Annotated in this window: 35 protein-coding genes; 11 read left to right on the top strand and 24 right to left on the bottom strand. The window is 68.2% G+C overall.

Annotated features, from left to right (window positions below; translation table 11 throughout):
• Positions 1 to 92: 92 nt before the first annotated feature.
• Together B133_RS0110790 and B133_RS0110785 are read left to right on the top strand one after the other, a co-directional pair.
• Complete coding sequence (locus tag B133_RS0110790) at positions 93 to 1,688, top strand: hypothetical protein (protein ID WP_157625843.1); 1,596 nt, start codon at positions 93 to 95, stop codon at positions 1,686 to 1,688.
• Positions 1,689 to 1,690: 2 nt separating this feature from the next.
• Positions 1,691 to 2,221 (top strand): hypothetical protein, encoded by a 531-nt coding sequence (locus B133_RS0110785; protein ID WP_036418553.1) that lies wholly within the window; start codon positions 1,691 to 1,693, stop codon positions 2,219 to 2,221.
• 300 nt (positions 2,222 to 2,521) lie between these two features.
• On the opposite strand, the gene B133_RS22655 is transcribed toward B133_RS0110785, so the two are convergent.
• Entirely contained in the window at positions 2,522 to 3,325 is an 804-nt protein-coding gene (locus B133_RS22655; RefSeq protein WP_018601001.1) for a helix-turn-helix domain-containing protein, read from the bottom strand.
• A complete protein-coding gene (locus B133_RS0110775; RefSeq protein WP_018601000.1) occupies positions 3,322 to 3,930 on the bottom strand; it encodes a recombinase family protein in 609 nt (202 codons plus the stop codon). The genes B133_RS22655 and B133_RS0110775 overlap by 4 nt, the downstream gene beginning before the upstream one ends.
• A 326-nt stretch (positions 3,931 to 4,256) precedes the next feature.
• Between B133_RS0110775 and B133_RS0110770 the strand changes: the two genes are divergently transcribed.
• The gene (locus tag B133_RS0110770) at positions 4,257 to 5,114 is read left to right on the top strand and encodes a hypothetical protein (protein ID WP_018600999.1); all 858 of its coding nucleotides are present in this window, start codon (positions 4,257 to 4,259) and stop codon (positions 5,112 to 5,114) included.
• A complete protein-coding gene (locus B133_RS0110765; RefSeq protein ID WP_018600998.1) occupies positions 5,111 to 5,539 on the top strand; it encodes a DUF1870 family protein in 429 nt (142 codons plus the stop codon). Before B133_RS0110770 ends, B133_RS0110765 begins: the two co-directional genes overlap by 4 nt.
• A 49-nt stretch (positions 5,540 to 5,588) precedes the next feature.
• Here the strand turns inward: B133_RS0110765 and B133_RS22650 are convergent, their stop codons facing one another.
• The gene (locus B133_RS22650; RefSeq protein WP_018600997.1) at positions 5,589 to 5,822 is read right to left on the bottom strand and encodes a hypothetical protein; all 234 of its coding nucleotides are present in this window, start codon (positions 5,820 to 5,822) and stop codon (positions 5,589 to 5,591) included.
• Between the two features lie 224 nt (positions 5,823 to 6,046).
• Between B133_RS22650 and B133_RS0110755 the strand changes: the two genes are divergently transcribed.
• Both B133_RS0110755 and B133_RS0110745 read left to right on the top strand, forming a co-directional pair.
• Positions 6,047 to 6,868 carry a hypothetical protein gene (locus B133_RS0110755; protein WP_157625841.1) on the top strand — a complete coding sequence of 274 codons (822 nt, stop codon included), beginning with the start codon at positions 6,047 to 6,049 and terminating at the stop codon, positions 6,866 to 6,868.
• A 423-nt stretch (positions 6,869 to 7,291) separates the two neighbouring features.
• Positions 7,292 to 8,050 (top strand): hypothetical protein, encoded by a 759-nt coding sequence (locus tag B133_RS0110745; protein ID WP_018600994.1) that lies wholly within the window; start codon positions 7,292 to 7,294, stop codon positions 8,048 to 8,050.
• A gap of 23 nt (positions 8,051 to 8,073) precedes the next feature.
• On the opposite strand, the gene B133_RS24380 is transcribed toward B133_RS0110745, so the two are convergent.
• On the bottom strand, positions 8,074 to 8,319 hold the full coding sequence (locus tag B133_RS24380; protein ID WP_157625839.1) for a hypothetical protein: 246 nt from the start codon (positions 8,317 to 8,319) through the stop codon (positions 8,074 to 8,076).
• 75 nt (positions 8,320 to 8,394) lie between these two features.
• Between B133_RS24380 and B133_RS24375 the strand changes: the two genes are divergently transcribed.
• From B133_RS24375 to B133_RS0110715, 4 genes are all read left to right on the top strand, one after another.
• Positions 8,395 to 8,769: a hypothetical protein gene (locus B133_RS24375; protein WP_157625837.1), complete on the top strand. Its 375-nt coding sequence runs from the start codon at positions 8,395 to 8,397 to the stop codon at positions 8,767 to 8,769.
• A gap of 69 nt (positions 8,770 to 8,838) precedes the next feature.
• The gene (locus B133_RS0110730) at positions 8,839 to 9,129 is read left to right on the top strand and encodes a helix-turn-helix domain-containing protein (protein WP_018600991.1); all 291 of its coding nucleotides are present in this window, start codon (positions 8,839 to 8,841) and stop codon (positions 9,127 to 9,129) included.
• Positions 9,126 to 9,383 (top strand): hypothetical protein, encoded by a 258-nt coding sequence (locus B133_RS0110725; RefSeq protein WP_018600989.1) that lies wholly within the window; start codon positions 9,126 to 9,128, stop codon positions 9,381 to 9,383. The genes B133_RS0110730 and B133_RS0110725 overlap by 4 nt, the downstream gene beginning before the upstream one ends.
• 348 nt (positions 9,384 to 9,731) lie before the next feature.
• The gene (locus B133_RS0110715) at positions 9,732 to 12,428 is read left to right on the top strand and encodes a hypothetical protein (RefSeq protein WP_051088045.1); all 2,697 of its coding nucleotides are present in this window, start codon (positions 9,732 to 9,734) and stop codon (positions 12,426 to 12,428) included.
• Positions 12,429 to 12,491: 63 nt separating this feature from the next.
• Here the strand turns inward: B133_RS0110715 and B133_RS0110710 are convergent, their stop codons facing one another.
• From B133_RS0110710 to B133_RS0110610, 20 genes are all read right to left on the bottom strand, one after another.
• Positions 12,492 to 13,130 carry a helix-turn-helix domain-containing protein gene (locus B133_RS0110710; RefSeq protein ID WP_018600986.1) on the bottom strand — a complete coding sequence of 213 codons (639 nt, stop codon included), beginning with the start codon at positions 13,128 to 13,130 and terminating at the stop codon, positions 12,492 to 12,494.
• A 40-nt stretch (positions 13,131 to 13,170) separates the two neighbouring features.
• Entirely contained in the window at positions 13,171 to 13,572 is a 402-nt protein-coding gene (locus tag B133_RS0110705; protein WP_018600984.1) for a hypothetical protein, read from the bottom strand.
• Positions 13,573 to 13,686: 114 nt separating this feature from the next.
• A complete protein-coding gene (locus B133_RS0110700) occupies positions 13,687 to 13,992 on the bottom strand; it encodes a hypothetical protein (protein ID WP_018600983.1) in 306 nt (101 codons plus the stop codon).
• A gap of 370 nt (positions 13,993 to 14,362) precedes the next feature.
• The gene (locus B133_RS22645; protein WP_036419129.1) at positions 14,363 to 14,584 is read right to left on the bottom strand and encodes a helix-turn-helix domain-containing protein; all 222 of its coding nucleotides are present in this window, start codon (positions 14,582 to 14,584) and stop codon (positions 14,363 to 14,365) included.
• A 35-nt stretch (positions 14,585 to 14,619) separates the two neighbouring features.
• On the bottom strand, positions 14,620 to 15,261 hold the full coding sequence (locus B133_RS0110685) for a ParB/RepB/Spo0J family partition protein (protein ID WP_018600977.1): 642 nt from the start codon (positions 15,259 to 15,261) through the stop codon (positions 14,620 to 14,622).
• Positions 15,258 to 15,680, bottom strand: a complete 423-nt coding sequence (locus B133_RS0110680) for a hypothetical protein (RefSeq protein ID WP_018600976.1) — start codon at positions 15,678 to 15,680, stop codon at positions 15,258 to 15,260. Before B133_RS0110680 ends, B133_RS0110685 begins: the two co-directional genes overlap by 4 nt.
• Entirely contained in the window at positions 15,646 to 16,914 is a 1,269-nt protein-coding gene (locus B133_RS0110675) for a phosphoadenosine phosphosulfate reductase (protein ID WP_018600975.1), read from the bottom strand. The genes B133_RS0110680 and B133_RS0110675 overlap by 35 nt, the downstream gene beginning before the upstream one ends.
• The gene (locus tag B133_RS0110670) at positions 16,896 to 17,567 is read right to left on the bottom strand and encodes a hypothetical protein (protein ID WP_018600974.1); all 672 of its coding nucleotides are present in this window, start codon (positions 17,565 to 17,567) and stop codon (positions 16,896 to 16,898) included. Before B133_RS0110670 ends, B133_RS0110675 begins: the two co-directional genes overlap by 19 nt.
• Positions 17,560 to 18,090 carry a hypothetical protein gene (locus tag B133_RS0110665; RefSeq protein WP_018600972.1) on the bottom strand — a complete coding sequence of 177 codons (531 nt, stop codon included), beginning with the start codon at positions 18,088 to 18,090 and terminating at the stop codon, positions 17,560 to 17,562. The genes B133_RS0110670 and B133_RS0110665 overlap by 8 nt, the downstream gene beginning before the upstream one ends.
• A complete protein-coding gene (locus B133_RS0110660) occupies positions 18,090 to 18,665 on the bottom strand; it encodes a hypothetical protein (RefSeq protein ID WP_018600970.1) in 576 nt (191 codons plus the stop codon). Before B133_RS0110660 ends, B133_RS0110665 begins: the two co-directional genes overlap by 1 nt.
• A gap of 340 nt (positions 18,666 to 19,005) precedes the next feature.
• Positions 19,006 to 19,230, bottom strand: coding sequence for a hypothetical protein (locus B133_RS0110655; protein WP_157625835.1), 225 nt, complete (start codon positions 19,228 to 19,230; stop codon positions 19,006 to 19,008).
• Positions 19,227 to 19,523, bottom strand: coding sequence for a hypothetical protein (locus B133_RS0110650; RefSeq protein ID WP_157625833.1), 297 nt, complete (start codon positions 19,521 to 19,523; stop codon positions 19,227 to 19,229). The genes B133_RS0110655 and B133_RS0110650 overlap by 4 nt, the downstream gene beginning before the upstream one ends.
• Before the next feature lie 8 nt (positions 19,524 to 19,531).
• Positions 19,532 to 19,813, bottom strand: a complete 282-nt coding sequence (locus B133_RS23325; protein WP_018600964.1) for a glutaredoxin family protein — start codon at positions 19,811 to 19,813, stop codon at positions 19,532 to 19,534.
• A 102-nt stretch (positions 19,814 to 19,915) separates the two neighbouring features.
• Entirely contained in the window at positions 19,916 to 20,161 is a 246-nt protein-coding gene (locus B133_RS0110640; RefSeq protein WP_018600962.1) for a hypothetical protein, read from the bottom strand.
• Positions 20,162 to 20,184: 23 nt separating this feature from the next.
• The gene (locus tag B133_RS0110635) at positions 20,185 to 20,496 is read right to left on the bottom strand and encodes a hypothetical protein (protein ID WP_018600961.1); all 312 of its coding nucleotides are present in this window, start codon (positions 20,494 to 20,496) and stop codon (positions 20,185 to 20,187) included.
• A gap of 126 nt (positions 20,497 to 20,622) precedes the next feature.
• Positions 20,623 to 21,021, bottom strand: coding sequence for a hypothetical protein (locus tag B133_RS0110630; protein ID WP_018600959.1), 399 nt, complete (start codon positions 21,019 to 21,021; stop codon positions 20,623 to 20,625).
• 89 nt (positions 21,022 to 21,110) lie between these two features.
• The gene (locus B133_RS0110625) at positions 21,111 to 21,587 is read right to left on the bottom strand and encodes a hypothetical protein (RefSeq protein WP_018600957.1); all 477 of its coding nucleotides are present in this window, start codon (positions 21,585 to 21,587) and stop codon (positions 21,111 to 21,113) included.
• Positions 21,588 to 21,821: 234 nt separating this feature from the next.
• On the bottom strand, positions 21,822 to 22,022 hold the full coding sequence (locus B133_RS0110620; protein WP_018600955.1) for an excisionase family DNA-binding protein: 201 nt from the start codon (positions 22,020 to 22,022) through the stop codon (positions 21,822 to 21,824).
• Positions 22,023 to 22,176: 154 nt separating this feature from the next.
• Positions 22,177 to 22,620, bottom strand: coding sequence for a nuclear transport factor 2 family protein (locus B133_RS0110615; RefSeq protein ID WP_018600953.1), 444 nt, complete (start codon positions 22,618 to 22,620; stop codon positions 22,177 to 22,179).
• 15 nt (positions 22,621 to 22,635) lie between these two features.
• Complete coding sequence (locus tag B133_RS0110610) at positions 22,636 to 23,472, bottom strand: NmrA family NAD(P)-binding protein (RefSeq protein ID WP_018600951.1); 837 nt, start codon at positions 23,470 to 23,472, stop codon at positions 22,636 to 22,638.
• 57 nt (positions 23,473 to 23,529) lie between these two features.
• On the opposite strand from B133_RS0110610, the gene B133_RS0110605 reads away from it, so the two are divergent.
• Complete coding sequence (locus B133_RS0110605; RefSeq protein ID WP_198290993.1) at positions 23,530 to 24,498, top strand: AraC family transcriptional regulator; 969 nt, start codon at positions 23,530 to 23,532, stop codon at positions 24,496 to 24,498.
• Positions 24,499 to 24,634 lie beyond the last annotated feature (136 nt).

Here is a 24,634-nt window from a genome sequence, read left to right as displayed (position 1 = left end):
CAAGCGTATTCAGTGATCAGATAGTCGGAACTCAAGCCACAGCAACATGTTTCGCGTGCCAACTCCGTTGATGACCTGCAATGATGGATCACATGGCGAAGTACACCGATCCCGATTTCTCCGATGTGGACTCCCTTCCGGACCCATCCACGAGCCCCAAGCTGTCCACCGAACTCGAAGGCCTCGCCGGGGCGATCAAGGACACCGCCGGCGGGGTGGCCGCCACCACCGCCGGGAACACTCCCGAGGCAGTGCAGGGAGCGCTCGCCGAGGTGCAGCAGGCGACTCGGGACGCCGCGACGAACGCGGCGGTGGCCGAGGCCGCGATCAAGATCCTCAAGGACGCGAAGGCCACGTGGGACAAGAACGCCCCGAAGGCGACGGATCTGCAGACCGCGGACGACGCCCAGGACACCGCCTGCAAGGCCCTCGCCGCAGCGCAGAAGGCGGAGGATGACGCCCGCGAGGCGTACGCCGCGTTGCAGCAGGAATCGAACGTCACCGACAACATGCGGATCGCCGCCAAGAAGAAGCTGAACGATGCGGTCGCGGACACGAAGGCCAAGAAGAAGGACTTCGACGCAAAGTGGAAGGCGTTCCTCGACCTGAAACAGAAGCGCAAGGATGCTGACGACGCCTACGAGGCGCAGCGCAAGCTGGCCGCGGAGAAGATCAAGGACCTCAAGGGCTCCAAGACGGCGGATGTTGGCGGCGACGGCACCACCGGTGTACCGCTCCCCGGGCAGTCCACCGGCAGTGGCAACGGGTCAGGTTCCGGCACCGGCGCTCCCGCTGCCCCCCACTCTGGCACCCCCGCCGCGAAGGCACCGGGCACCGCGGCGCCCACCCCGGCCGGCAAGACCCCGGGGACCGCGGCTCCGTCCGCCGGCACCCCGGACACCAAGACCAGCGGCAGTGGCATCGACCCGTCCACTCTCGCGCTTGCATCTCTGCTCTCCCAAGGCCAGGGGCAGCAGCAACAACCCCAGCAGCAGCAGGCGGCCACTCCGACCGCCGCCCAGCAGCAGCCGCAGCAGGCGACCCAACCCCAGCAGAACCAGCCGGGCAAGGGTGACGGGAAGAACGAGAAGAAGGACGGCGCGATCGACGTCGACGATCTGATCCGCAGCGGTGCTCTCCCCGCGACGGCGACAGCCAGCGTTCTCGGCCTCGGCGGTGGGGGCTCCTCGTCCTCGGTCGATGCTCCGGTCGCAGCCGCTCCCGCCGCCGGTCCGTCGACTGTGCTTCGACCGGCCGGCACCCCGATCACCGGCACCGGCATCGGCGGTGCTCCCGCGGTGAACACCCAGGTGCCGCCGACGAGCGGCACCAGCCAGACCGGACTGCACACCAGCTCCGACGTGTCCGGCCGCAGCACCCCGACGGCCACCGCGTTCAGCCCCACCCCAGCCGGAGCCGAAACGAAGACCAGCGCGGCGGGCGCCGGTGGTGCCGGTGGCGGGCAGTCCGCCGCGGCACAGCAGGCCGCTGGCAAGCCGGCGATGCCGCAGATGCCGATGGTTCCCCACATGGGCGGCGTCGGTGGAGGTGCTGGTGGCGGTCACGGCAAGGACGGCGACGGGAAGAAGATCGAGACGTACCGGAGCGAGGGCTATCACGGTGAGGACACCGTCCGTGAGGCCGTCCGGGGTGGCACCATCGCGCAGAACCGACCCACCGCGGCGTGAGCATGTCCACCTCGTTCATTCGCGCGGTGCAGGGATACGCCGCCGCGGCCGGCGGATCGGCAGCCACCGTCGCGGTGTACGGGCACCTGGCGGGAGCACCCGCGGACACGGTGGTGCGCGCCGCCAGACGGCATGTCACCACGGAGCAGTTGGCCGCGATGCAGGAGTGGCTGGACACTTGCCGGGAGCGGCTCACCGAGGACGCCGCGGTGCTCGACGCGGTGTCCGATGCGCTTCCCTCCGACCCGCTCCCGGTGGTGCCGGACGAGGCTGCCGTGTACCGGCGCGCCGCGGAGGAGCTGGCCCTTGCGGACGGGGAGAGCTGCGCTGCGATCGCGTGGGCCGGCGCGGCGGCGGAGGCGAAGTGGGTGCGGCTGTACGGCGGCCGGGTCATGGATCTGGGGGAGGCGCTGGTGGATCCGGTCGCTGCCGCGGCGATGAGGGATCTCGGGCCGGAGGGATGCTTCAGGATCGCCACGGAGGTAGGTCGCGCATGGGAGCGGATCGATGAACGGGCTTCGGCCGCTGCGTAATCCGTTGCAGGACCGTAGTTCTCGCACACCGACGGGCACTCGGTGCGTGTAGGGTGGAGAGGTACTGACGTTCGGCGCATCACCCAAGGGGCGCTGGTCAGAAAGTATGTTCTCCGCGTAGCGGGGGTGTTCCCACCGACCCCGACTTCAGCGCCATCGACGCATGTTCCCCGCGTAGCGGGGGTGCTCCGGTTCCTCGCGCGAGCGGGGATGACCCGTCATGTTCCCCGCGTAGCGGGGGTTGCTCCACCCGACGGCCCCGGCTCTCATCACGAGAGCCGGGGCTGTTGCACATTCCGATCACGCCACCCGCCGCGTCACTTCCTCTTCCCGGATCAGCCAGGACCGCGGTGACGGCGACCCGGCCGGTGACCGATGCGCCGGCAGGGCTCCGGCGTGGATACGCGCCCGCACCGCCTGGACGCTGATTCCCAGAGCCGCAGCGGTTTCCGTCACCGACAGCACCCCTTGCTCCCGTCGCCACTCCGCAGCCTTGTCCGCCGTGACGGCACCACCGACGTGCGCCCGGGGCTTCTGCCCGGCGGCGAACGCCTCCAGATCGGCGGGCTTGATCCCGAAACTCTCCCCGGTCTTCGACGGTGGGACGGCGGGCAGGCGACCGTCGCGGATCGCCTTCAACAGGGTGCCCCTGCCCAGTCCCGACCGCTGGGCCGCGACGGGCAGCGCCACCACGTCGGGAACGGTGGGTGCCACGCGGGCCGGTCGTCCCACCTGCGCGGTGGCGATCCACTCCGGTCGGGTGACGCGCCGTCCGCCGATCCGTTCACTGCGCAGTCGTCCCTGCGCCATCGCGATAGTGATGGTGACGTGGGCGAGTCCGAGCTGCTCGGCGGCCTCGTCCACCGTCAGGTAGCCCTGACTGTGCAAATGCTCGACCTCCTGCCCACGCCGGGCGACCGCAGCGGCGAGGTACGCGCCCCGCTGCGCCGCCACGTACGCATCGAGGTCTTCCTGGGTCACGCGGAGGTAGGGGCGCTTCTCGACGCGGGTGGCTGGCAGGCGGCCCTCCTGGATCGCCAGTTCGATCGGTCGGCGGCTCCGTCCCAGCTGGGCGGCGGCTTCGGCGACGGTCAGGGTGGTCACGCTGCCTTCTCCTTGTTCTTCGCCTCTGCGAGCGCGCGGTACACCGTGGCGCGACTCGCTCCGAGCGACGTTGCGATCTCATCGACGCGGATGCCCCCGTTCCGCAGCAGCACCGCGTGCCGCTTCTGATCGGCGGTCAGCTTTTCCGGCCGACCACCGAAACGTCCCTTCGCTCGCGCGGCTTCCAGTCCGGCGTGGGTCCGCTCGATGAGCAGATCCCGTTCCATAGCCGCCAACGCGGCGAGCATCGTGTACACGAACCGGCCCATTGCGGTGCTGGTGTCGATCTGCTCGGTGAGCGAGACCAAGCCGATGCCGTCGCGCTCGAACTGCTCGCCGAGATCCACAAGGTGCTTCATGCCACGACTCAACCGGGAAAGGGAGTAGACCACCACCGTGTCGCCCTCACGGAGGTCCGCCAACATCGCGTCGAATCGCGGCCGCGATATCGCCGCGCCGCTGACGCCGTGGTCGATGTAGAGCGCGTCGATGCCGGCGCGTTCGAGTGCACGCACCTGGAGATCCTCATCCTGCTCGTCGGTGCTGACGCGGGCGTAGCCGAGACGGCGGCCGGTGGCTTCGGAACCAGTGCTGCTGTCGCTCATGGACCCGGTTTATCACCACACCCCGACATGACGGGTTGCGAGACACGTTGCGCAGCTGGAGTTCTGAGATAGGTTCTGCGACGGCGAACAGCGGGTCGCGGTCCTTCGTCTGACCGGTCCCAGATCCAAGCGATTGCGAGAATCGGACATCGCTGAGCGGATGAGATCGAAAACTCCTGCGGCGATGCATGTTCCGATGCATATGCAACGAAACATATGCTACTGCAAGCGAATTAGATCTTGCGTAATTTACGCAACGACGGTACGCTGACGTTCCAAGGGGATCGAGACGGCTCGGCCCCACACCCAAGAGGGGAATCGGAACCATGACCTGGAATCGGAACTCTGGCTACGTCGGCAACCGTATGTCGGTCCGCGCCACCGCCGCCTACGATGACGGGGCGCTGCCGCTGTCGAAGATCACCACCGCCTGGGTCCGGGAGCACGGCATCGACTGCACCCGCGCCGCACTGCTGGACCTGGTCACCGAAGGTGTCGTCGGGACCGGCGAGTGGCACCACACCGGCGGCTTCTTCGCCGAGACCGGCTTCTACCGCCCGGAGCAGCTGCGGGAGCAGGTCGCTGCACTCACCTCGGAACAGATCGCCGCCGCGCGGCGGGCCGCGAAGGCTCGTCGCGAGTCGGAGAAGGCCGGCACCGTTCACCGCAACTGCACCGTCGAGTGGCTGGAGTGGTTCGGCAAGAGGATCGCGCCTGATGAGCACCGCGCCGAGGGTGCGACCGTCACTGTGCGTGGCGAGACCGCGACCATCACCCTGACCGACGGCACCACGTTCACGAAGCGCGTGTCCACCGATGGGTTCCGCTTCGAGTCGGCCACGGACCGCCGTCAGCGCGAGATGCAGGAGAAGCAGGCACGTCGTCGGCGCGAGGCGCAGGAGCGGGACACCCGCCGTGCCGCCCGCGAGTTCTACGCCGATATCGATCGCCGACTCCGCGCCGTCGCTGCCGGTAAGCGGATCGAATTCCTCGCCAACAGCAACACGGGCGAGTGGAAGCGCGTCAACCGCAGCCAGGTCGCGGCCTGGCTGCGTGAGGGCTACGGCGACATCGCGGCCCGCGCGGTCAGCGACCTGGAGAGCGGCCGCACCGAGGTGTTCCTGTTCAACTACCGGCGCATCCGCCTGGTGTCCACCACCAAGACGCAGGCGGTGGCAGCATGACGCCCCCGAGCTTGGGTTCCGCCCACCTGCGCACCATGCGCGAGGCCGCGGGGCTGACCCTGCAGGCCGCCGCCGACCTGGCCGGCGTGAGCTTGCGCACCTGGCAGTACTGGGAGTCCCCCGACTCGACTCAGGAGATCAAGGAGGACGTGTTCGCGCTGCTCGATCACCTGTTGCAAGAGAAGGCATCCCGCGTCGCCGACATCCTCGACAAGCTGGAGGAACTCGACGCCGAGTTCGACGCGGGCGACGGCGAGGTCGCGGTGGTGTCGCTGGTGCGGTACCGCTCGCAGGAACAGCTGGACCGGGTGCATCGCGGGTTCCCCGGCGGGATCGGGTTGCACAACGCGATGCTGGCCGTACTGGTCGAGGAGCTCGACGGGCGGGCAGTGGTCAGCTGGGTGCCGGAGGATCCAAACATTTAACGCCGCCTGAACGACACAGCCCCGGTCGCATTGGCCGGGGCTGTGTCGTTCACTCCGACGGCCCGGGCGGCGTCTCCCTGGTCTGCGCCATCTCGCGCAACACCTCGGCCACAAGGGCTTTGATCCCCGCCAGCGCCTCATACGGTGTGGGCGCCAGGAACGACAGCGACGGGAACTCGGCCGCCAGGGCGACGAACTCACCGTCCTCGTCTGACCACTCCGCCTGGTCGGATGAGTCCCGGCGGCTTATTCCGATCGGAGTCTGGCATGGTGAGGACGTCATCTCCGAGACGATGTGGGGGCACCGTGGGATTCAGTGCGAGGATTCGGGTTGCTCCCGGCCTGTCATTCTCAGCGTCGGGCCGAGGAGTTCGGTCGAGCATCGGACCGCGGGCGGCACGGATCAATGTCGGGGGTGGGCGTACGACGGTGTCCTCGGGTTTCGGTCCGTTCACCGCGTCGAAAGGGATCGGCGGAAGGTCCGCCCCCGCACCCCAGGTCGACCTGATGAGCGTCATGAACGGGGCGTTCGCCGTCTTCGATCTGTTCAGCGGGCCACTCGAACGTGCGCTGGATAAGCAGATCGAACTGCTGAAGCTCGCGCACAGAGACGAGAAGCGCATCTCCACATTGACATCCCTACACCGCGACGGCTTCCCTAACGCCTCACGGCAGGTCGCCAAGCCCGAGCGCGAGAAGTGGTGGCGCAAGGCCACACCCGAGGCCCGTGCGATCGCGGCAGCTCACCAGGACGTTCTGAACGCGGCGTGGGAGGCCGTCTCGCGCCACGAGCCGGCGGCGGTCATCTCCGCAGTGGACGACGCCTTCGCCGACAACGTCTCGCTGTCGACCTGCATCGACGCCGGCGTGTTCAACGGGCAACGGTACGTCTCACTGTCGGTGATCTACCCCGGTCCCGAGTTCACGAAGGGTTACGTGATCGACGGCAAAGTCGCGCGCCAGCGGAACAAGCAAGAGCGAGTGCAGCTGTACCGGGAGGCACTCGCCAGCACCGTGATCGCCACCTGCGCGGAGGCCTTCGCGACCGCCCCCGCAGCAGAGGTCGCGTACGTCGTCGTGCTCCGGGAGGAGAAAGTGCGTCGGTGGGCGCAACGCCTCGCTCCGATCTACAGCGCCACTCTCACCCGCCCCGCGGTGCTGGGCCCCGACTGGAAAGAAGCGGCGCCGGGCGACACCGTGTGGGACTTCAACTATGTTCGCGCAGGCTCGGAAAAGCTCCAGCCCCTGGATCGTGCACCGAACGGCGACCTGTACTCCATCGCAGCGGCGTTGTCCGCGGCAGTCGATGAATCCGCACCGGCCGGCTGACCAACGGAATCACACCCCAGATCGACACCGCTGTCGGCACCCGGACGCGCCCACCCACCGGCCCGCCGCGCGATGTACGGCGGCGGGTGGTGGGACTGATAACGTTGCCCGCCAGCAGGTCTCAGCCCATCTCCTCCGAGTAGACGTCCTCCACCTCGGTGCCCGGTAGCCGATCCGCCAGCAGGTTCGCCACCATGCGCCGCGCGACGGGTTCGGCCACGCGGTTGCGGTGAAGCTACTCGCCTGGCGCCGCCCCTGGTGACCGTGGAGGCCACGGTCCACGGCTGGCAAGTACAGCGTAGTTTCACCGCCATTGCTGGGAACAGAATCGAAACCCGCTGCTGTCGGGCTGTGTACCCGTTAGCATTCCGGTCCAGCGGTCAGCAGACCGCGAATATTTGCTGGGAGTGAGGGGGTGGCAGTTTGCCAAACGACGATTTCGACAGTATTAAGGGATCGCTGGAACGCCGCAATGAAACGCTCAAAAAATCCTTGGTCGCGCTCACCGAAAACTTCGGTGGTGAGAAGCCGCCAAAGTTGACGGACGGCAGGCTCTTTCGGCTCGCGGCAGTCGACCTCTTCGTAGAGAAAGCTCAGGCGGTCCTCTCCCGCCGCGCGCGGTGGATGACCTGGGCAGGGATCGCCACCTCGCTGACCGCAGTTGCAGTTCTCGCCGGCCTGACCTGGTTTCTTATGGTCACGCGCAATGATGTCAAGCCTCCCGAGGATAAGCCGTTGGACGTCGGCTTCGTCTCCATTCACATCGTCGCCGCGATCTCTCTCACCGCGGTCGTTCTGATAGCGGTCAAGTATCTGATTGCGCTCGCGCGATCCTTTTTCCACGAGAGCGTGACATTGCTGTCTCGACGACATGCCCTCCGTTTCGGACGCATGTACGTCTATCTCAACGATGGCGAGATCGATCCGGAAGTACTTGTCCAGGTGTTCGATTGGAATCACGGTGGAGACTCGTCGTTCCTGGACATCAAGCCTGAGGAGATCAGCAAGACACCGATCTCGGTCGCAGCACAAGGCTTTGGGCAATCGGCGAAGAAGGTGGCGGACAAAGCGATCGAAAGAGTTCCCGGCAAGCCCGACCCGAAACCTCAACCTCGGTCCACCGATGCCACCGTGGTCACGTCACAGTGTGAATGCTGTGGCTCACCCACGACGTTGGTCTGACCGTGTACCTCTGACACCCCAAGCTACCGTGCCTCGGTGTAGACGTCCTCGACGCTAAGCCCCGGCACCCGATCCGCCAGCAGATTCGACACCATGCGCCGAGCCGAGGCCTCCGCGGCATGGCCGGTCACGTAGCTCGACTGCTTGCCGCGGTCGGTCACGGTGTAGGAGACCGCCCACAGCGTCATGCCCGGGAGAGTGATCCGGTCATCCTCTGTGGCGATCCGGGTGGAGAGGTGGACGCGGATGGCGTGTCTCGTGATGCCCATGCCGGCGGACGGTACGCGGCGGGGCCGACAGAAATGCAGGTGCGTCATGTCGGTGCCGGGTGCCATGCTGCGGACATGTCCGAGCTGTGCGATTGTCCCCGCCGCGATCACGTCGACTCCGCCGACGGCGGATGCGCGGAACCGTCGATCCGCAGCGAGGATCCAGACGACCCGACACTCGCCAAGTACAGCCAGTGCGGGTGCTGCATGGTTGACTGCCCCGATGTGCACCCGACGCCGACTCCAGGCTTCGGTCCGGTACCCGGCAGCCTGCAGATCGCCGCGGAGCATGTCGCCACGTTGCCGGAGGAGAAGCAGCGGGAGCTGCGAGAGCAGGAAGCCCGGGGAGAGCTTCGGATCGCGCCGCGGGCCGAGATGGTCATCCCGCCCGACCGGGTCCGGATCCTGCCGAGTGCCCTGAAGCACTTCGACGAGCTGGACGACGACTAGCGCGGCGTCGGACACCGAAACTCGTGTCGCGCACCAGGCCCCGATCACTGCGGGTGTACAAGGCGCGGCATGACCACCCCGCCGCCGTTCACTCACGCCGTCGCGAACCCCGCCGTTCGCCGTGACATCGCCGCCGCGGTGCGCAGCGGTATCCCCGTCGAACAGCTCGCCGCCGAGTTCAACATCTCGGTGAGCACCGTCCGGGCTTACTCCCGGGAGTGGGAGGGTGCGCAGCGGCGGGTGGCCGCCCTCCAGCCCGACGAGGTGACCGCGATCATCGACGGGTGCCGCCGCGGTGCCCGTCGGCGGTGGGAGCGGACCTACGGCGTGGAGGTGGTGCGGCAGGTGATGGGCGAATGATGCGCTGGCTCAAGCTGATCGCCGCGCTGCTGGCCGCCGCCGTGCTCATGCACCTCGTCTGGCCGCCGGTGGAACGGTGGGCGTGGATCGCACTCGCCGCGGTGGTCGGACTCGGGATCATCCGGTTGTCGGTCCTGTGGGCGGTGGCGGCCTCCGGGTACGACGGGTCGTACTACGGCAGCTCATCACCCAGGCAGCAACGCCGCGCCGCGAAGAACGTGGAGCGGATGCGGCGCCGGCAGCGCCGCGGGTAGCCGCCCCGGCAAACCAACCTGCCCCTGACTGGATTAGTCAGGGGCACGTCTGTATCCGCCTATACCTCCAGTCGCACAACAGAATTGGTAGCGCATCCGGTCATGTCCAGGTACATCTGGAGGCATGAGTGAGCAAATGAAATCATCACCTCCTACCAGCGGGGACGTGACATCGAGCAAAATCTGGATCGGGACGCGCGTGGCCTCCGTGGAGCTTGATTGCACCCAGCAGCATGTCCGGAACCTGGCCCGCCGCGGTGTCCTCGCGGCCAAGACTGACGGCCGCGCGATCTTGATCAGTCGCCCACACCTGGACGCCTACAAGGCGTCTCTCGGGGGTGATCTCCGATGACTGACACGATCGATTCGCGGTGGGCCGGTGGCCGCAGCGCCGCGGAGCAGGAGAAGTTCATCCGAGACGAGACCCAGCGCCGGGCCGATTCCGCCCTCGCTGAGGCGCAGCGTCGGGCCGACGAGCTACACAACGAGAGCTGGCGCCGGATCCGCGCGGACCACGAGGAGGTCAACCGTCGAATCGCAGCGGAGGACGCTGAGGATGACCGCCGGGCCCAGGCGCGGGAGGACTTCCGCAACGCCAAGCACCAGTCGCCCTCCGAGCCGAAGCCCGAGCCCAAGACGGAGCCGAAGCCCGCTCCCGACACTCCCAAGTCATCTCCGAAGGCCGCACCCGACGCCGCCGCGGCCGCCGGTGACGGCAAGAGGGCGTGGTCCGCCGGCCGCATCGGCACCCAGCTCGGCGTCCCACCCAGCGCGGTGCGGAAGCTGCGAGCCGGTGAGCCAGTGGCGGGAATCAAGGGCCTTGCCCGCGCGCAGTGGAACGCCGGCCAGCACTGGTCCGGTAAGGCCGGCGAGAAACTCTCCGCGAAGCTCGCCGACAGCGGACTGGCCGGTCTGGGTAAGGCGGGGATCAAGGGAGCTGCTCGGCTGCTACCCGGCGTTGGCGCGTTGGTGGCCGGCTACGCGGCCTACCAAGATGCCAAGCAAGGTGACTACGTCGGCGCTGTACTGAACGGCCTCGGCGTGATCCCCGGACCTGTCGGCTGGATCGCGCTCGGAGCGGGGACGATTTGGGACCTCACCGGGTGGGGCCACCACCGGATCGACGAGTGGGCGCAGCCCGATGGCACCAATACCTACATCCTGCCGGCCGCGGCGAAGGATGTGGCCAACGTCAAGGACTTGGATGCGGGACTGCGAGATGCGCAGAGCAACGTGTTCAGCTACCAGGACGGCCCCACCGGCACGGTATGGAGCAGCAGTCCGCCCGCCGCGATTCGGCTTGATGACAAGGTTGAGCCGGTTAAGAGCCGAATCGGCGTGGCCACCACCGGCTCCGAGTACCTCACCGCCGCGTTCAGCAAGGTGACGGGCACCAGTAAGAGCGACGCTGACGGCAGTATCCAGCAGCTTGTGAGCAGCTATCTCGGCGGGATCAGCGATCTGTTCCAGCAGATTGACAAGGCGCTGACCGACGCGAACGAGCAGTACTTCACCGAACAGCGTTCGGCGCTGACACCACACCTGACAGCCATGGCAGCGCTCAAGACTCAGATCCCGGCCCTGATGGCGCAGCTGGGCGCCGCGAGTGATGGTGCTGGGGTCATGTACAAGTCGATCATCGACACGAATGCGGCTGCACGGCAACAGCTGTCGGACAGCGGATCGCTCACCGATCAGGGGCCAGCGACGGCAATGGTCACGCAGCTCCAGCAGGGAAAGTCCACGATCGCCACGGCCAACGACAAGCTGGCCAAGCTCTTCGCCGGGACCCCGCCGGCCGTGGTGGCCGCGCGTACCGGCACGCCGACCGGCACCGCGAAGCCAACTCCGACCCCAACTCCGGCCACCCCCGCTGCGGTGCGGCCGGTGACTCCGGCCGCGGTTACGCCGACCACCCCGGCGACACCGGTCACCCCGGCGAAGACGGATACACCGACCAGGACGAACGATGACTTGTCGAAGCTGCTGTCCCAGCTCGGGAAGCAGAACACGACTCCGGTCTCGAATCCGATGTCGGGCCTTGGCTCCGGTCTCGGTGGCGGTTCCCCGCTGGGCAGCTCGGGTCTCGGTTCTGGAACCGGTGGCGGAACGCCGCTTTCGCAGTCGAAGCCGGACACGTCGTCGCAGTCGAAGCCGAAGAAGCTGGTCGACACCACGCCGGAGCGCAAGACCGAGCCGCGCAAGCTCGACGACAAGTCGCTGGCGGCTCCCAAGCCGGAGCAGGCGAAGGCAGCGGTCCCGACACCCGAGGCCAAGCCCGCTGCGGCCGCCGCACCCGCCCCTGTCGCTGCTCAAGCACCCGCGGCGACTCCGCCTGTGCCACAGGGCAAGCAGGCTCCCGCCCCGGCGGTGCAGGAACCGTCGAAGGAGGTCGACGTGAAGGGCCAGAAGACCACGTTCCCGGATGCCAAGACGGCCAAGCTCGCGGACATCCTCAGCAAGGCCGATCCCACGCACCCGGTGTCCCTGGCCGACGCGGCCAAGGCCGCGGGTCTCACGCCCCCGGTGCCCGGTCAGGATCCCGGCAAGCAGGTCAGCCCCGCTGATGCCAAGCCGGGCGACGTGATGGTGGCGGGCAACAAGAACTACATGCTGTTGGGCGATGGCAAGTTCTACGACCTGACCGACTACAAGGTCGTCGGGGCCGGCGAGATCCCGCAGAACATGGGCGACCGGGCGGGATACTTCCACCTGACTGATCCGAACCCCGCCGCCGCGCCGGGGCAGCCCAGCCTCGGTGGAGTTCCCGGGCCTCAGGGACCGGTGTCGCCGCAGAGCACCACCGGCCCGCAGTTCCCGGTGCCCAACGCGACTGGTGCACCGCAGGGGCCGATCGATCCGCACGCGGCGGGTCCGGCGGCTCCCGCGGCCCCGGCCGGGGTGCCCAGTGTCGGTACGCCGGGTGCGCCGAAGCCTGCGGCTCCGGGTGCGGGTCCGACCAACGCCGCGAGCACGAACACCGGGACCGGCGTGGGCGGGGTGAGCACCGGCGGGCAGGCGCTGGATCCGTCCGCCGTCCGATGAGCCGGGGCTGAACGGCAGAGCACCCCGTCACCTTCTCGGTGGCGGGGTGCTTCGTGTTCGGAGTCAGTGAGACGGGTGCTCGGCGCGGAACTTTTCGATCCACCTGGGGCGGATGCCGTACCGCCACCCGAGCCGCTCGCTGCCCAGCATCCCCGCGGTGATCCACCTCTGCACCGTCACGCGGTGCACACCGAGTTCCTCGGCCGCTTCCTGAACGCCGAGGAAACCGGCCGCATGCAGCTCATCCACCTCTCGCCGACGCTGTTCTCGCAAGGTGACGACGCGGCGCTCCCAGCGCGTATCGCGGAACTTCCGGTACTCCTCCAGATCGTCCCGGCGGATGTACCGCCGCGAGCCGACCCGCACACCCTCCAGACGGTCCTCTTTGAGGGCTCGCCAGAGAGTGTCCACGCAGGCTCCGATCTCGGCGGCCGCCTCGGGCACCGTGAGCATGTCCGGCGTCCTACGGGAGCTGTACGCCTCGATCCAGCTGCGGCGGAAGCGGTAGGGCGAGGTGGGCGACGATCCGTGTCGCTCGGCCCGAAGCTTTCCGGCCTTGACGAGCAGGGAGACGTTGGCGCGGGTGCACTCCAGTTCGGCGCAGACCTCGGCGGTGGTGAGCCAGTCGTCGTCGGCGGCGATCCGATAGGCCGGCGGGATGGCGGTGCACGCGGTGGTGGGGGTGCGCTCTCCGTGGCGCATGGGGAACCTCCGGGGTCGGGCGAGACGCGTGAGCGATGGGTCAGGCGGCGATGGCGACGTTCGGGTCGTCCAGCAGGTCCTCGATGTCGCCGTAGCCGAGCAGGTGCACGACCTGCTCGAGCATCGGGTACTCGTACTCCTCCGCCACGAATCCGTCCTCGTCGCGCGGTACGTCCACGATGCGACCGTCGGCGATCATGCGGCCGACCACCTCGCCGGCGCGGTCGACTCCACCGATGACCCAGTCCAGCTCGAGCAGCTCGCGCAGTGTGCCCTCCCAAGCGCCGTTGCCGTTCGCGATCAGGCGCGGGCTGGTGATGTGGGCGTCGAGGGTCAGGCCCAGCGGCTTGGCGCGCTCGATGCGATCACGCTCGGCGCGGTTGGTCTTCTGGCGGTGCCGCTTGGCGCGGTTCGCCTCGGTGCGGGTCTTGGTCTCGGACATGGCGGTGTTCTCCGTTTCGTGCAGGTGATGTGGTCTTGCGTGCCCCGCCGCGGGTTCGAACCGTGGCCGTCGCCTCTCGGCGGTGGAACCGTTCGGGGCTACCTAGCTGGTGGGTCAGGCGGCGCCGCTGATGTCGTGGCGCTGGACGATGGCCCAGAAGTCGACGCCCTCGACGGCGGCGGCGATCTGCTCGTTGATGCCCTCGGGCTTCGGGTACTCGCCGAGGAACTCGCTGCCGGACAGGTCCACGTCGCACTCGGCGCGCACCGCCGCGGCCACGGCGTCGTGGTAGTCGCTGATGATGGCGTCGACATCGAAGTCATCGACGAAGCTGCCCAGGGAGGTGGCCACCGAGTGCGCGAAGCCAGCCGAGGAGCTGTCGATGATGGTGGTCCAGGTGCCGTATGCGGTGATGCTCATTGGGGGTGCTCCTTGTGTTTGCTGTGTTCTGGATCTTGCTACAATCGATGGTACAGAATCCTTGACGGGCGCGCAATTGAGAAAGTGGCTATGACCTGCTATTATTTCTCTGTTTTAGAGAGGGGATGCAGGCGCCTACCGGGTGCCACCAGCGGAAATATCGAGTTAGCTGGATTCAGAAAACTTCTTGCCGCGCGGGGACATACCGGGACATTTCACCCACGCGCCGGCCGCCGGTCCCATCGAGATCGGACCTGTCACCATGGAGGCATCCGAGGACCCGGCGGCGGTGAAGTAGCGGATCCGCAACATCAAGCAGCCCCGGCCATTGGCGGGGGCTGCTTGATGTTGCGCGGTCGAGGCACCTCTCTCAGTCGTTGAGCGACTGCACCTCGTCGGGGGTGAGCGGCCGGGGCGTGCGGGCGGCGATCGCGGCCACGTCCGTCTCTTTCACGAGCACCACGCCGTCGAGCTCGTAGGCGGTCAGCTCGCCACGCTTGATCATCGCGGTGACCTTCTGCATGAAGCAGCCCAAGATTTTCGCTGCTCCGTGGCGTGTGACGTATCCGGGCGGCGGGGCGGGGGCGGGCATGGGGTTCTCCTTGTGGTCTCTGGTGGTCGGGGTGGTCACTGCTTCCAGGTGTCGGCTTCCCAGGCCTCGCTGAACTCGTCGTCGGCGAACATCTCGGCGATGCCGCCGACCTGCCGCAGCCGACGTACCTCGTCGGCGTCCATGCCGAGTTCGGTGCCGATCCACTCGTCTGTCTTCCCTCGGCGGGCGAGTTCGACGACGATCTCGCTCATGCCTTCGACGCGGTGTTCACCGCGGGCGCGGTTGTGGCGGATCGTGCTCGCCATTCGGTCGGGCAGGTCGGTGCGGTCCGCGTTCGCGACGGTGACCGGAAGCCGCCCGTGCAGCCGCCTGGCCACCGCCTTGCCCTTGCCGACGAGGTGCCGATGGAAGCCGTCCACCACCTCCAGACCCTCGGCGGCGGCGGCGCGCCAGGTCACGATGGGCTGCGTGAATCCGTCGGCCTCGATGCTGCGTTCCAGCAGCCGCATCTCCGGTGGCGCAACGGAATTCGGGTTGTAGGCGTTGCCGTGCACGGTCTCGGCGTCGACCCACAGCACGCAGTCGATGGGCTGATCCCGCAGCGGTGAGTGCTGGTGCAGGGCCTGCCGAAGCGCGTTGATCGTGTCGATGCGTTCCTGCACGGGCAGAGCCGCGAGCTGCGCGAACAGCTTCTCGGCGTCGTCGAGGATGGTCATGCGGCGTTCCTGATCAGGTAGGTGAAGTTCTTTGTGGACTTCGGCGGCAGTTCGGTGAACCCGAGTTCGGTGTAGACGTCGGTCACCTCGTTGGGCACCATTGCGGTCAGCGGCGACGGGTGGCTGACCTCGATCAGCTTCTGCAGCAGGGTCTCCCGCACCGCGGGGTCCTCGTGGTCACCGTTGCGGCGGGCGATGTAGCAGCTCTCCGCTGCGATCACGCCGCGCTGGGCGCGGTAGGCGATGAATCCGGTGACCCTCCGGCCCTTGCGGGCGATGATCCAGGTCTTGTCGTCGTCGTCGTACACCGCGCTGCCGATGGCGCGGTGCACCTCGCGTCGGCCCAGGAACGGGCCGATGAGCGGGTAGAACCGCCGGTCGACGTTAGTCAAGGTGAGCAGTTCTGGTGAGGTCGTCATAGCCCCACTCCCTTCGCTTGAGCTGCATGTAGTTCTTGTAGCTGGTGTAGCTGCGGGTGTTCACCGGGACGCTGAACGACAGGCCCTTGCACCAGTAGTCGTAGGACAGCAGCGACTTGCAGATGCGTTTCCAGCTGGGCGAGTCCTTCGTCAACGGGCCGTCGTCCGGGATGATCCCGCCCGGGTACCCACGGGTCTCGTACCAGTGCAGGAACTTCGCGATCTTGTCCCGGAAGTGGTCCGCTGTCGGTGGCGGCATCGAGGCGAGCAGCGCGGTGGCGTACTGCTGCCAGGTGTCGCAGCTGGGCGGCTTCTCGATCTTCACGCGCCCCAGGATGTTGCCGGTGTGAGTGGCGTAGATCGCGCCGAAGTTTGCGCCCTGGACCCGCGACACGACCCGCGACCAGGTGTCCGGTTCGATGATGTGGAAGAGCCACAGGCCCTTTCGTTGATCGTCACCGTACGGCTGGCACAGGCGCGCCTGGTGGATGCTGACTCCGGCCTGGTGCATGAGGTCGTACACGCGGTTGTACGGAACCTTCTCGCGGCCGTTGAAGCGCCAGATGTCCTCGGTGCGCCAGTCGTAGATCGGGTACACGTTCACCAGGCCGTCGCCGATCCAGGTGGTCCACTGCAGGCCCTCGTGGGTGCGTTTGCGCCAGCTCGCGACGGTGCGGTACCGGTTGAGGGACTCGTCGGCGCGGATGCCGACCAGGCACGCGGTGAGCTTGCCGCCATGCCGCTGCGAGTACCACTCGCCGAAGCGCGGCACGAACTCCTCGAACTCCATGCCGCGGGTGAAGAACGGGAAGAACTTCGGATCGGACACCAGGCCGGGACCGGGCGGGAGCGGCCGGATCCACTGCGCCTTCTTGGTCGGGTCCCAGCACTGCCAGTGCGGCTGGAACTGGCTCACGGCGTTGCGCAGGTTCAGCGGCAGCGCCACCCAGAACGGCTCGACGACGTCGGCGTGGCGGGTCAACATGGCAGAGATGAAGTCGATGGTGTGCTGGTACTGGCCCTCGAGATCGACGATCAGCACCCCGAGCTTGCGGCCCCGGGACCGGGCCTCCCGGGCGGCGAGTTCGAGCATCACACCCGAGTCCTTGCCGCCCGAAAACGAGCAGTAGACCACCGGGAAGTCGTCGAAGGTGCGGGCCAGGCGCTGCTGCGCGGCGGTGAGGACGTCGATCCCGAGACCGCGCTTGTTCGCGCTCAGCCCGCGGCCAGCCACGTCTGCACCTCCTCGGAGCCCTCGGCCAGCATCTTCACGTCACCGTCGGCCGTCACCTGCAAGAACATGCGGCGGCGGGCGTTGTGGATCTGCCCGCGCCCGGGGGTCCGCACCACACACTCAGCCTCATAGATGTGGCCGTGGCGCAGGGTGAAGCTGGTGGTGATGCCCGCGCTGCCGTCCGGCGACACGCCGGAGTAGTCGCGCCGGCCGCGGATCCACCGGTACCGCTGCTCGCCGTGCACGCCTTTGGTGAGCTCGCGCACCCACGGGTGCGGATCCCAGCCCTTGTGTACGGTGTTGGGTTCGATCTTGGTGCCGACGCTGGCGGCGGTCCACTGCGCGGTGAAGCCGCCCTCGACCGGCGCCGGTTTCGCGTTCGCCGGGCAGTAGCCGTCGTGGCGGGCCGCGTACCGGGCGCCCGTCACGGTCGAGGTGTCCTGCCGCACCGCGACGCCCTCGCCCTCGGCGACCCAGCCGTTGCAGAGGTCGCAGGCGCCGGCGTACCGGTTGGGCCGCACGATCTCCTCCGGCTCCGGGCACGCCTCGGCGTGCACCAGCGCCCGCTTGTGGAACACGCCCGCCCCGGCAGGGATGATGCCCCGGCATCGGCGGCACCACCCCTCACGCCTGTTCACGTCGCCGTCACGCATCGCGTGCCCCCTTCTTCAAAAGATCGATGTACCAGCTGATTTCCTCCCGGGTGAGGAGGTCCCACCCGGCCTGTGGCCGGGCGAGAATGACGCCCCCACTGCTTGCGCAGAAGTCGCCATCCCCGGCGTCCCACCACAGCTGTGCGGCGCGGTTTACCTGCGCGTCGCTCGCCATGACCTCACCCCGCTCGTTCGTCCGGACCGGTCCCTTCGGATCGGCCGGGAGGCGACGTGACGCCTGCCGAGGTGAGCGCAGACCGGGATCGGTGAAGGTGGTGATCACGAAACCGTCGCGGGCGTGCGCCACGGTCAGCGCCTCGTCGACGTCGCCGAGCACCAGCATCTTCTGTGCTCGACCGGCTCCGGTCACCTTCGCGGCGCGACCGGGACGGTGCACGCTGCGCCGCACCTGCAGCCGCCAGGGCTCCTTCTCTCCGGCCCGGAACCACCGGGCCGCGGCGGGGCGTTCCCGCTTCGGCTCCGGCGGCGGGAGGAGACGGCCGGTGCTACCTGCGATCTGCATCAGTCACGGCTCCCGCCGCATTCCCAGCAGGTGGCGACGCTCTCCTCGTGCTCCTCGCCGCAGCCCGCGCACTCCCAGCCGCGGAAGCCGTTGTAGCTCACCCGACGGGCACCGCCGCGCTTCGCCTCCTCGGCGAACCGGCGCAGCCCGTCGATGCTCCTCGGGCGCTCGTAACGTACCGCGACCTGGAACTGCTCGAAGTCCTTCACCCAGAACACCAGCGCGCCGTCGCGGGAGCAGAGCTTCGCGTAACGGTTACCAGTCCGGGCACTGATGCCGGCGGCGAGGACGTAGTAACTCTTGCCCTTGTAGTTGGCGCGGCCCTTCAGCACGGCGGCGTCGGGCGAGACCGTCTCCGGGGCGTCGGGGTCGGGGGCGTTGCGGGTGAGGTGCGCGACGAGCTTCTCCGCGACGTCGGCCTTACCGGTCCACCAGCCGCGCGCGTCCGGGTCCCACTTGCAGCCGGCATTGCTGAGCGTGGCGCGGGACGAGTAGGGGGCGCCGTCGATGTAGTGGCGGCGGCCGGCCTTGCGGATGGTGACAGTGGCGGTGGCGGTCGGCTGGACGGTGACCATGTTGGCTCCTCCTCGGGCGTTGCTGATGACATCAATGATACCTATGACGGCTACGATATCCAACCAAGAAAGTGGGTCTGACCTGCGTATATTCTCTGCTTTAGAGAACGTCGAACCGTCGACCAGCGGAAATGGAAAGTTAGCTGAATCGGGAAGTTTTTTTTGCTGCCAGGGACATACCGGAACATTTCGCCCACGCGTGAGCGGGGGTGCGCCGACGTAGAGGGTCGGGTCAGCGGTTATGCGATCGCATAACCGCGAGCACCGCGGAGAACGCGGGCACGGCAACGGAAGCAGCCCGCCACCGAACGGTGACGGGCTGCTTGCTGTTTCGTGTGGGTCAGTGCGGTGGTGCGGGCTTGTTCCAGACTTCCGCAGCCGGGATCAGACCGGCCGCGCGGAACCGCAGATCGATCACCTGCTGTTGGGACAGCATCACGATGCCGCCGACGTGGTACGTGGTGAGCATGCCCGCGGCGATCAGTCCGGCGATGCCGACCGGCTCGGGTCCGAGAAGGCGCGCGGCGTGGCGGAGGTCGATCAGGTCGCCTGGCTTCTCGGTCATGCCGCCACCGCCCCGGTCCAACGCACGTGGCTGAAGACCACGTCGTCGGTGAAGATCAACGACCGCACCGCGTGCACGTACAGCCGCTCGTCGCTCAGTCCCGCCGCGGCGGCCTCGACGTGGCACAGCTCGTACATCTCCTCGGTGAGGTCGCCGCCGGCCGGGGCCAGGAAGATGCCATGGTCGCCTACGGAGCCGATCAGATACCCGTAGCCGTCGATCGCCGCGATGCGCCCGTACTGCGTCAGCACGCGCTCGATCATCTCCGGTCGCGTCAGGTCCGTCGTGTTCATGTCGGGGATCACGCGGCCACCGCCGCTCGGGTCCAGCGGCGCAGGTGCTCGCGCGTGACAGGACCGAAGACGGTCTCCAGGCCCTGCTCCGACATCAGCACCGTGACCGGCACCGCCATCGGCTGCCCGCGGCGGACGTCCGCGTAGATGGCGCTCAGCCGGTCATAGGCGGCCGGGTCGGTCGTCACGTCGTGCTCGATAAACGGGATGTCGTGCTGGGACAGCAGGGACTTCGACCACGTGCAGCCGGGGCAGCCCGGCTTGGAGTAGACGGTGGCGGACAGGGACATGGGATCGATCTCCTTCTGGTGTTCGTGCTCGGGAAGTGGGACCCGGTGCGCCGCTGGGCATCTGGGCCGGCGGCGGCGCACCGGAGCTGGTGGGGTTCGGGGTCAGGCGACGGGCGCGAGGCGCTCGTGCTCCACGGCGATGAGCCAGAGCAGCACGTTGAGGTTCTCGGCGTCGATCGCGAGCTGGCCGTCCACGTCGGCGTCGAGGAGGCGCAGCTGCTCGGCGGTGACGCCGAGGCGCCGCAGCTCGGCCTCGATGGCGTCGATGTCGTAGTCCTCCGCGCCGGTGAGGGGGCCGATCTCGGCGAGGATCGCGCCGCGGAGGGTGAGGGGCTCGGTGGTGTTCACGGTGTCTCCGTTCGTGTTTCGGGTCAGAGCTTCGCGCCGGCGGCCAGTGCGGCGGCGATGTGGACGAGGGCCAAGCGCAGCTGCTGATCCGCGGAGCGGTTCCACTCGCCCTCCCACACCTCGTGGCCGACGACGTCGACCATCAGCTCGTGGTCAGGGCCGAAGCGGATCACCTCGGCGTCGATGTCGTCGGCCGCCCAGCGACACAGCTCGGCGCGGACCCGAGCAGCCAGCCGGTCGGGGTCCAGGCCGGCGGACACCGCGGTGATGCGCGCGGTGTGCAGGCAGTCCGGGCAGGTGTGCGACTGGGCGGGGGCCTCGGCGGTGATGGTCATGGTGTCGTTCTCCGTTCCCGGGCCGAAGCCCGCTGTTGACCCTGTAGCCGGATTGCTACGGGCGCAGTGCCCCGGGCGGGAGTCGAACCCGCCCTCGGTGACCTTCGGGGCTGCCGAACTGGTCGGCTACGCCGCCACAGCGGCGTCGGCGTTCGGAGCCGAGAGGATGAGCATCTGCGACAGCGCCACCGCTGCGTCCACAGCGGCCTCGGCGGCATCGGCGGCGGCGTAGGTCCGGCCGGCCTCGGAGCGCATGTCGTAGCGGCCATCGAACTCGTTGAGCCGGATCTTGACCGTGCGCTCGGCCGTCACGTGATCGGCGCTGAACCGGGAGGCGGTCACGCGGATCGACCGGCGCTTCACCACGGCGAACACGAACACGTCGCTCTGACAGGTCACCATTTCCAGCGCCCGCTCGGCGGGGAGGACCTCGCCGATCCCGCCCTGCGCGTCGAGCAGGGCCTCCCACACGACGGTGGGGTTCAGCGCGGCGGTGGGGGACTCGGCGGTGAGGGTGGTGGTCATGGTCGTGCTCCGTTCCTGTTGGCGATGTGTTGCGTGCCCCGGCGGGGATTCGAACCCCGCTGCCGGTCCAACCGGGGCTGTCGGGCGGGTCAGGCGACGTCCAGCTCTTCGTAGATGGCCTCGAGAGACATATCCGCCGGCTCCCATTTGATCCGGTGCTCTTCCGCGAACCGCGCCGCGTCCGCCAGGCGACCGTCGAGCACGAGCCGCGCCGCCTCGTTCACCTCCGTGACCAGCTCATCGGCCCGCTTCTGCACCGTCTCTGCGACCTCCGCCGCGGTGGCGTGGTCGGTGAACTCGATGTAGTCGTAGGCGGCCATCCAGCCGCCGGCCTCGGCCTCGGCGTAGGTCACGTAGGCGGACACGGCGACGGCGGCGGGGTTGCCGCGACGCGGCCAGTAGACACGGGCCGGGACCCAGGTCTCGACCATGGAGAGGTCGGCGCCCGTGACGGTCAGGGCCACGTCGGCGTTGCCGACCCGCTTCGGGTCCGGGTGTGCGCCGGGGAGGGCTTCGAGGGCGTCGTAGACGTCGTCGATGGTGAAGGTGGTGAGGGTGACGGTCAAGGTGTCCTCCTGGCTCGATCTGTCTCTTGCTTGCTGCAATCAAGCCTACCGTGCCAATCGTGCCAAAGCTACCAATCGCGCCCAACTCTAAGACTGCTCTCAGGTGAGGATGTGGTGTCTGACCAGCAGCTATTCTCTAAAATAGAGAACCGGTTCCACGCCGGACCTCCCCGTCGGTGGGCACGAAAAAGCCCCCGCACCGCGGTGGCTACGGGGGCTGGTGGAGTGCGTCGGCTACGGCCGGATCTGCGCCGTGCTCAGGTAGGCGTTCACCTCGGCGGCGGCCAGTTTCACTCGGGTGCCGACGCGCCACGCGCGCAACTCGCCGCGCTTGATCAGGCCGTCAACACCCTTGGCACTGAGTCCGAGCAGCCGACCGGCGTCGGGTCGGGAGATGAGCTCGTCGGGGGTCGGGGTGGCGTCGTCGGTGGTCACAGCGGGTCCTTCACTTCGGGGTCTGTAATCGATCCTACCGTGCCAATCGGATATTGAACCGGGTGTGCTGGATGGTGCGAAGCGAACGCCGTGAGAGCCGGAGAAACCCCCGATGCGTGGTGCACCGGGGTTTCTTCGCGGGGGAGCCGGCGCATCAGCCCACCGTGGGCCACCCGGTGGCATTGAACACTGCGATCGGATCGAGGTAGTCCCGCCAATGCGTCACCTTCCCGTCTGCCACGGTGATGATGGAGACGAAGCGGTTGTCGTACGCGTCCCCGCCGTGCACGGGATGCCCATGCACCTCGTACTCCAGCATCACCACCGACGCGGCCGGGTCACGGTACACGCGCAGCCCGTCGGCACTGTGAAGGGTCATGTAATCGTCGTATCCGCCGTACAGCTCCAGCACCGCGTCCCGGCCTTCGACACGGCGGGGGTACCCGGGCACCGAGATCACGTACTCGAACACGACGTCCTCGGCGAGCAGGTCGAAGTAGTCCTCCCCGTCGACCAACCCGGCCAGTCCGGTGCGGATCACGTCGAAGAACGGCCCGTTAGCGCCGAAGGCCGACGCGTCGTTGATGTACTTGGTCACGTTCTGCTCCTCGATTCAGTGGGTCCACGCCGCGGCGTTGCGGCGGGCGAAGGTGGTGAAGTCGGTGGCGGGGCGCCCCAGCACGCGTTCGACGTGGTCGGTGGGGGTGGCACCGTCGCCGTCGATGATCGTGCCGGTCAGCCACTGCAGCATCGCCGCGTAGTCCGCGGGCGCGCCGGCGGCGACCGCGCCGTCGATCCAGGTCTGCTGGTCGATGTCGACGTAGGTCACGGGCCGGCTGCTGATGTCGGAGATGATGGTCGCGATCTCCTTGAAGGTCAGTGTTGAGGGACCGGTCAGCTGGTAGCGGGCGCCGTCGTGGGCGGCCGGTTCCAGCAGCGTGCGGGCGGCCACTGCCGCGATGTCGTCGGCGTCGACGAAGGCCTCGGCGCCGCCGCCGCTCGGAACCATCAGGGTGTCGTCGATCAGGGGGAGGTGCTCGTCGGTGAAGTTCTGCATCACCCAGGCCGGCCGCAGGATGGTGCGGGTGATGTCGTCGCGTTCGGACACGAGCTTCTCCACGGCGGCCAGATCGATCACCGACGGTGCGCTCTCCGCGCCGTGCGCGCTGAGCAGGGTGACATGGCGGACACCGGCGTCCACCGCGGCGTCGAGGAACGCGGCAACCTGATCGGCGAACCGCACCCGCATGGTGGGTGGCACCAGGTACACGCGGTCCACGCCGTCGAGCGCCGACCGGTAGGTTTGCGGGTCGTCCCAGTCGAATCGCGCCTCGCTGCCGCTGCGGGAGGCGGTGCGCGCTGGCACCCCCTGCTCGGCAAGCGCCTGCGCGATGCGTGATCCGGTGCGGCCGGTGCCGCCGAGAACCAGTACCGCTCCTGTGTCGTCCATGCACCTCACTGTTCCGTGCCGGTGCTGGGCGGTTCAATGCGTCGAAAGCTCCATTCGTTGCGCGAGCGTCTCATCTGCTTGCCCGCCGGAAGCGTCTCGCGCACTCTGGTTCGGGTGGACCTGCTCTACGACCACCTGATGCGCGCACGAGCCACGGGCGCGGTGTTCGCCCGCACCGTGGTGACGCCGCCGTGGGGGCTGCTGCTCGGCGGTTCGATCGAGTTGGCGGTGCACGCGGTGACCCGCGGCCGCGCCTGGCTGTGGCGGGAGGATGTGCGCGACGCGATCGAGCTGATCCCGGGGGAGATCACCCTGGTGCGCGGCGGGGTGCCGCATCATCTGGCGCACGAGCCCGGGGCCGCCTGCCTGGACCCCGACGAGTTCCGTCGGCGGCTCCCGGAGCCCGAACACGGTTCGACGGTGTTCCTGTGTGGTGCGTACCGTTTCGCCGGTGACGTCACCGGCGGGGTGGTCGATGCGCTGCCGCCGGTGTTGACGCTCTCCTCGGCCGCGGATGGTCCTCTCCGGGAGGTCATCAGTCTGCTGTCGCGGGAGCTCGCCGTGGTCGACGCCGGACAGCAGACGGTGCTGGACCGACTCCTCGACGTGCTGTTGGTGCTGGCCCTGCGCAGCGACTTCCGCAACAGCCCGACCGCACCGAGGTGGTACCGGGCGGCGGCGGACCCGCGTCTGCGTGATGTGCTCCAGGCGATGCACGACGAACCTGCACGCGCGTGGACGGTGGACGGGTTGGCGGCGGTGGCGGGACTGTCCCGTGCGGCGTTCGCGAGGATCTTCGGTGAGGTGCTCGGCCAGCCACCGCTGCAATACCTCACCGAGCACCGGATGTCGCTGGCCCGGGACCTGCTGCGCACCACCGACCTCGGCCTGTCCGGCATCGCGGCGAGGGTGGGCTACGGCTCGCCCTACTCCTTCGTCGCGGCGTTCCGGCGCCAGCACGGCGTGCCGCCGATCACCTGGCGACAGCAGCACGCGGTGAAGCCGCTGGTCGTGAACGCGGAGTAGCGCCACCGTCACGGTGATCGGCCGTGGGCGATCACCAGCGCGGGGTCTGGAGTCGTCGCTGCGGGGTCTGCTGGAGTTCTCGGCGGGGTGAGTGACGAGATTCCATGCGCGATGAGAAGTCCCGGAAGAACTTCTC

The organism is Mycobacterium sp. 155 (assembly GCF_000373905.1).
Classification (GTDB): Bacteria; Actinomycetota; Actinomycetes; order Mycobacteriales; family Mycobacteriaceae; genus Mycobacterium.
The sequence above is the reverse complement of the archived record's forward strand: the minus strand, read 5'-3'. Positions and strand labels throughout refer to the sequence as shown.

Bases quoted from the DNA above. Each gene is read 5' to 3' on its own strand.
- B133_RS0110790 (WP_157625843.1), top strand. From the start codon at position 93: ATGGCGAAGTACACCGATCCCGATTTCTCCGATGTGGACTCCCTTCCG.
- B133_RS0110785 (WP_036418553.1), top strand. From the start codon at position 1,691: ATGTCCACCTCGTTCATTCGCGCGGTGCAGGGATACGCCGCCGCGGCC.
- B133_RS0110775 (WP_018601000.1), bottom strand. From the start codon at position 3,930: ATGAGCGACAGCAGCACTGGTTCCGAAGCCACCGGCCGCCGTCTCGGC.
- B133_RS0110770 (WP_018600999.1), top strand. From the start codon at position 4,257: ATGACCTGGAATCGGAACTCTGGCTACGTCGGCAACCGTATGTCGGTC.
- B133_RS0110765 (WP_018600998.1), top strand. From the start codon at position 5,111: ATGACGCCCCCGAGCTTGGGTTCCGCCCACCTGCGCACCATGCGCGAG.
- B133_RS22650 (WP_018600997.1), bottom strand. From the start codon at position 5,822: ATGACGTCCTCACCATGCCAGACTCCGATCGGAATAAGCCGCCGGGAC.
- B133_RS0110755 (WP_157625841.1), top strand. From the start codon at position 6,047: ATGAGCGTCATGAACGGGGCGTTCGCCGTCTTCGATCTGTTCAGCGGG.
- B133_RS24380 (WP_157625839.1), bottom strand. From the start codon at position 8,319: ATGGGCATCACGAGACACGCCATCCGCGTCCACCTCTCCACCCGGATC.
- B133_RS24375 (WP_157625837.1), top strand. From the start codon at position 8,395: ATGTCCGAGCTGTGCGATTGTCCCCGCCGCGATCACGTCGACTCCGCC.
- B133_RS0110730 (WP_018600991.1), top strand. From the start codon at position 8,839: ATGACCACCCCGCCGCCGTTCACTCACGCCGTCGCGAACCCCGCCGTT.
- B133_RS0110725 (WP_018600989.1), top strand. From the start codon at position 9,126: ATGATGCGCTGGCTCAAGCTGATCGCCGCGCTGCTGGCCGCCGCCGTG.
- B133_RS0110715 (WP_051088045.1), top strand. From the start codon at position 9,732: ATGACTGACACGATCGATTCGCGGTGGGCCGGTGGCCGCAGCGCCGCG.
- B133_RS0110710 (WP_018600986.1), bottom strand. From the start codon at position 13,130: ATGCGCCACGGAGAGCGCACCCCCACCACCGCGTGCACCGCCATCCCG.
- B133_RS0110705 (WP_018600984.1), bottom strand. From the start codon at position 13,572: ATGTCCGAGACCAAGACCCGCACCGAGGCGAACCGCGCCAAGCGGCAC.
- B133_RS0110700 (WP_018600983.1), bottom strand. From the start codon at position 13,992: ATGAGCATCACCGCATACGGCACCTGGACCACCATCATCGACAGCTCC.
- B133_RS22645 (WP_036419129.1), bottom strand. From the start codon at position 14,584: ATGCCCGCCCCCGCCCCGCCGCCCGGATACGTCACACGCCACGGAGCA.
- B133_RS0110685 (WP_018600977.1), bottom strand. From the start codon at position 15,261: ATGACCATCCTCGACGACGCCGAGAAGCTGTTCGCGCAGCTCGCGGCT.
- B133_RS0110680 (WP_018600976.1), bottom strand. From the start codon at position 15,680: ATGACGACCTCACCAGAACTGCTCACCTTGACTAACGTCGACCGGCGG.
- B133_RS0110670 (WP_018600974.1), bottom strand. From the start codon at position 17,567: ATGCGTGACGGCGACGTGAACAGGCGTGAGGGGTGGTGCCGCCGATGC.
- B133_RS0110665 (WP_018600972.1), bottom strand. From the start codon at position 18,090: ATGCAGATCGCAGGTAGCACCGGCCGTCTCCTCCCGCCGCCGGAGCCG.
- B133_RS0110660 (WP_018600970.1), bottom strand. From the start codon at position 18,665: ATGGTCACCGTCCAGCCGACCGCCACCGCCACTGTCACCATCCGCAAG.
- B133_RS0110655 (WP_157625835.1), bottom strand. From the start codon at position 19,230: ATGACCGAGAAGCCAGGCGACCTGATCGACCTCCGCCACGCCGCGCGC.
- B133_RS0110650 (WP_157625833.1), bottom strand. From the start codon at position 19,523: ATGAACACGACGGACCTGACGCGACCGGAGATGATCGAGCGCGTGCTG.
- B133_RS23325 (WP_018600964.1), bottom strand. From the start codon at position 19,813: ATGTCCCTGTCCGCCACCGTCTACTCCAAGCCGGGCTGCCCCGGCTGC.
- B133_RS0110635 (WP_018600961.1), bottom strand. From the start codon at position 20,496: ATGACCATCACCGCCGAGGCCCCCGCCCAGTCGCACACCTGCCCGGAC.
- B133_RS0110630 (WP_018600959.1), bottom strand. From the start codon at position 21,021: ATGACCACCACCCTCACCGCCGAGTCCCCCACCGCCGCGCTGAACCCC.
- B133_RS0110610 (WP_018600951.1), bottom strand. From the start codon at position 23,472: ATGGACGACACAGGAGCGGTACTGGTTCTCGGCGGCACCGGCCGCACC.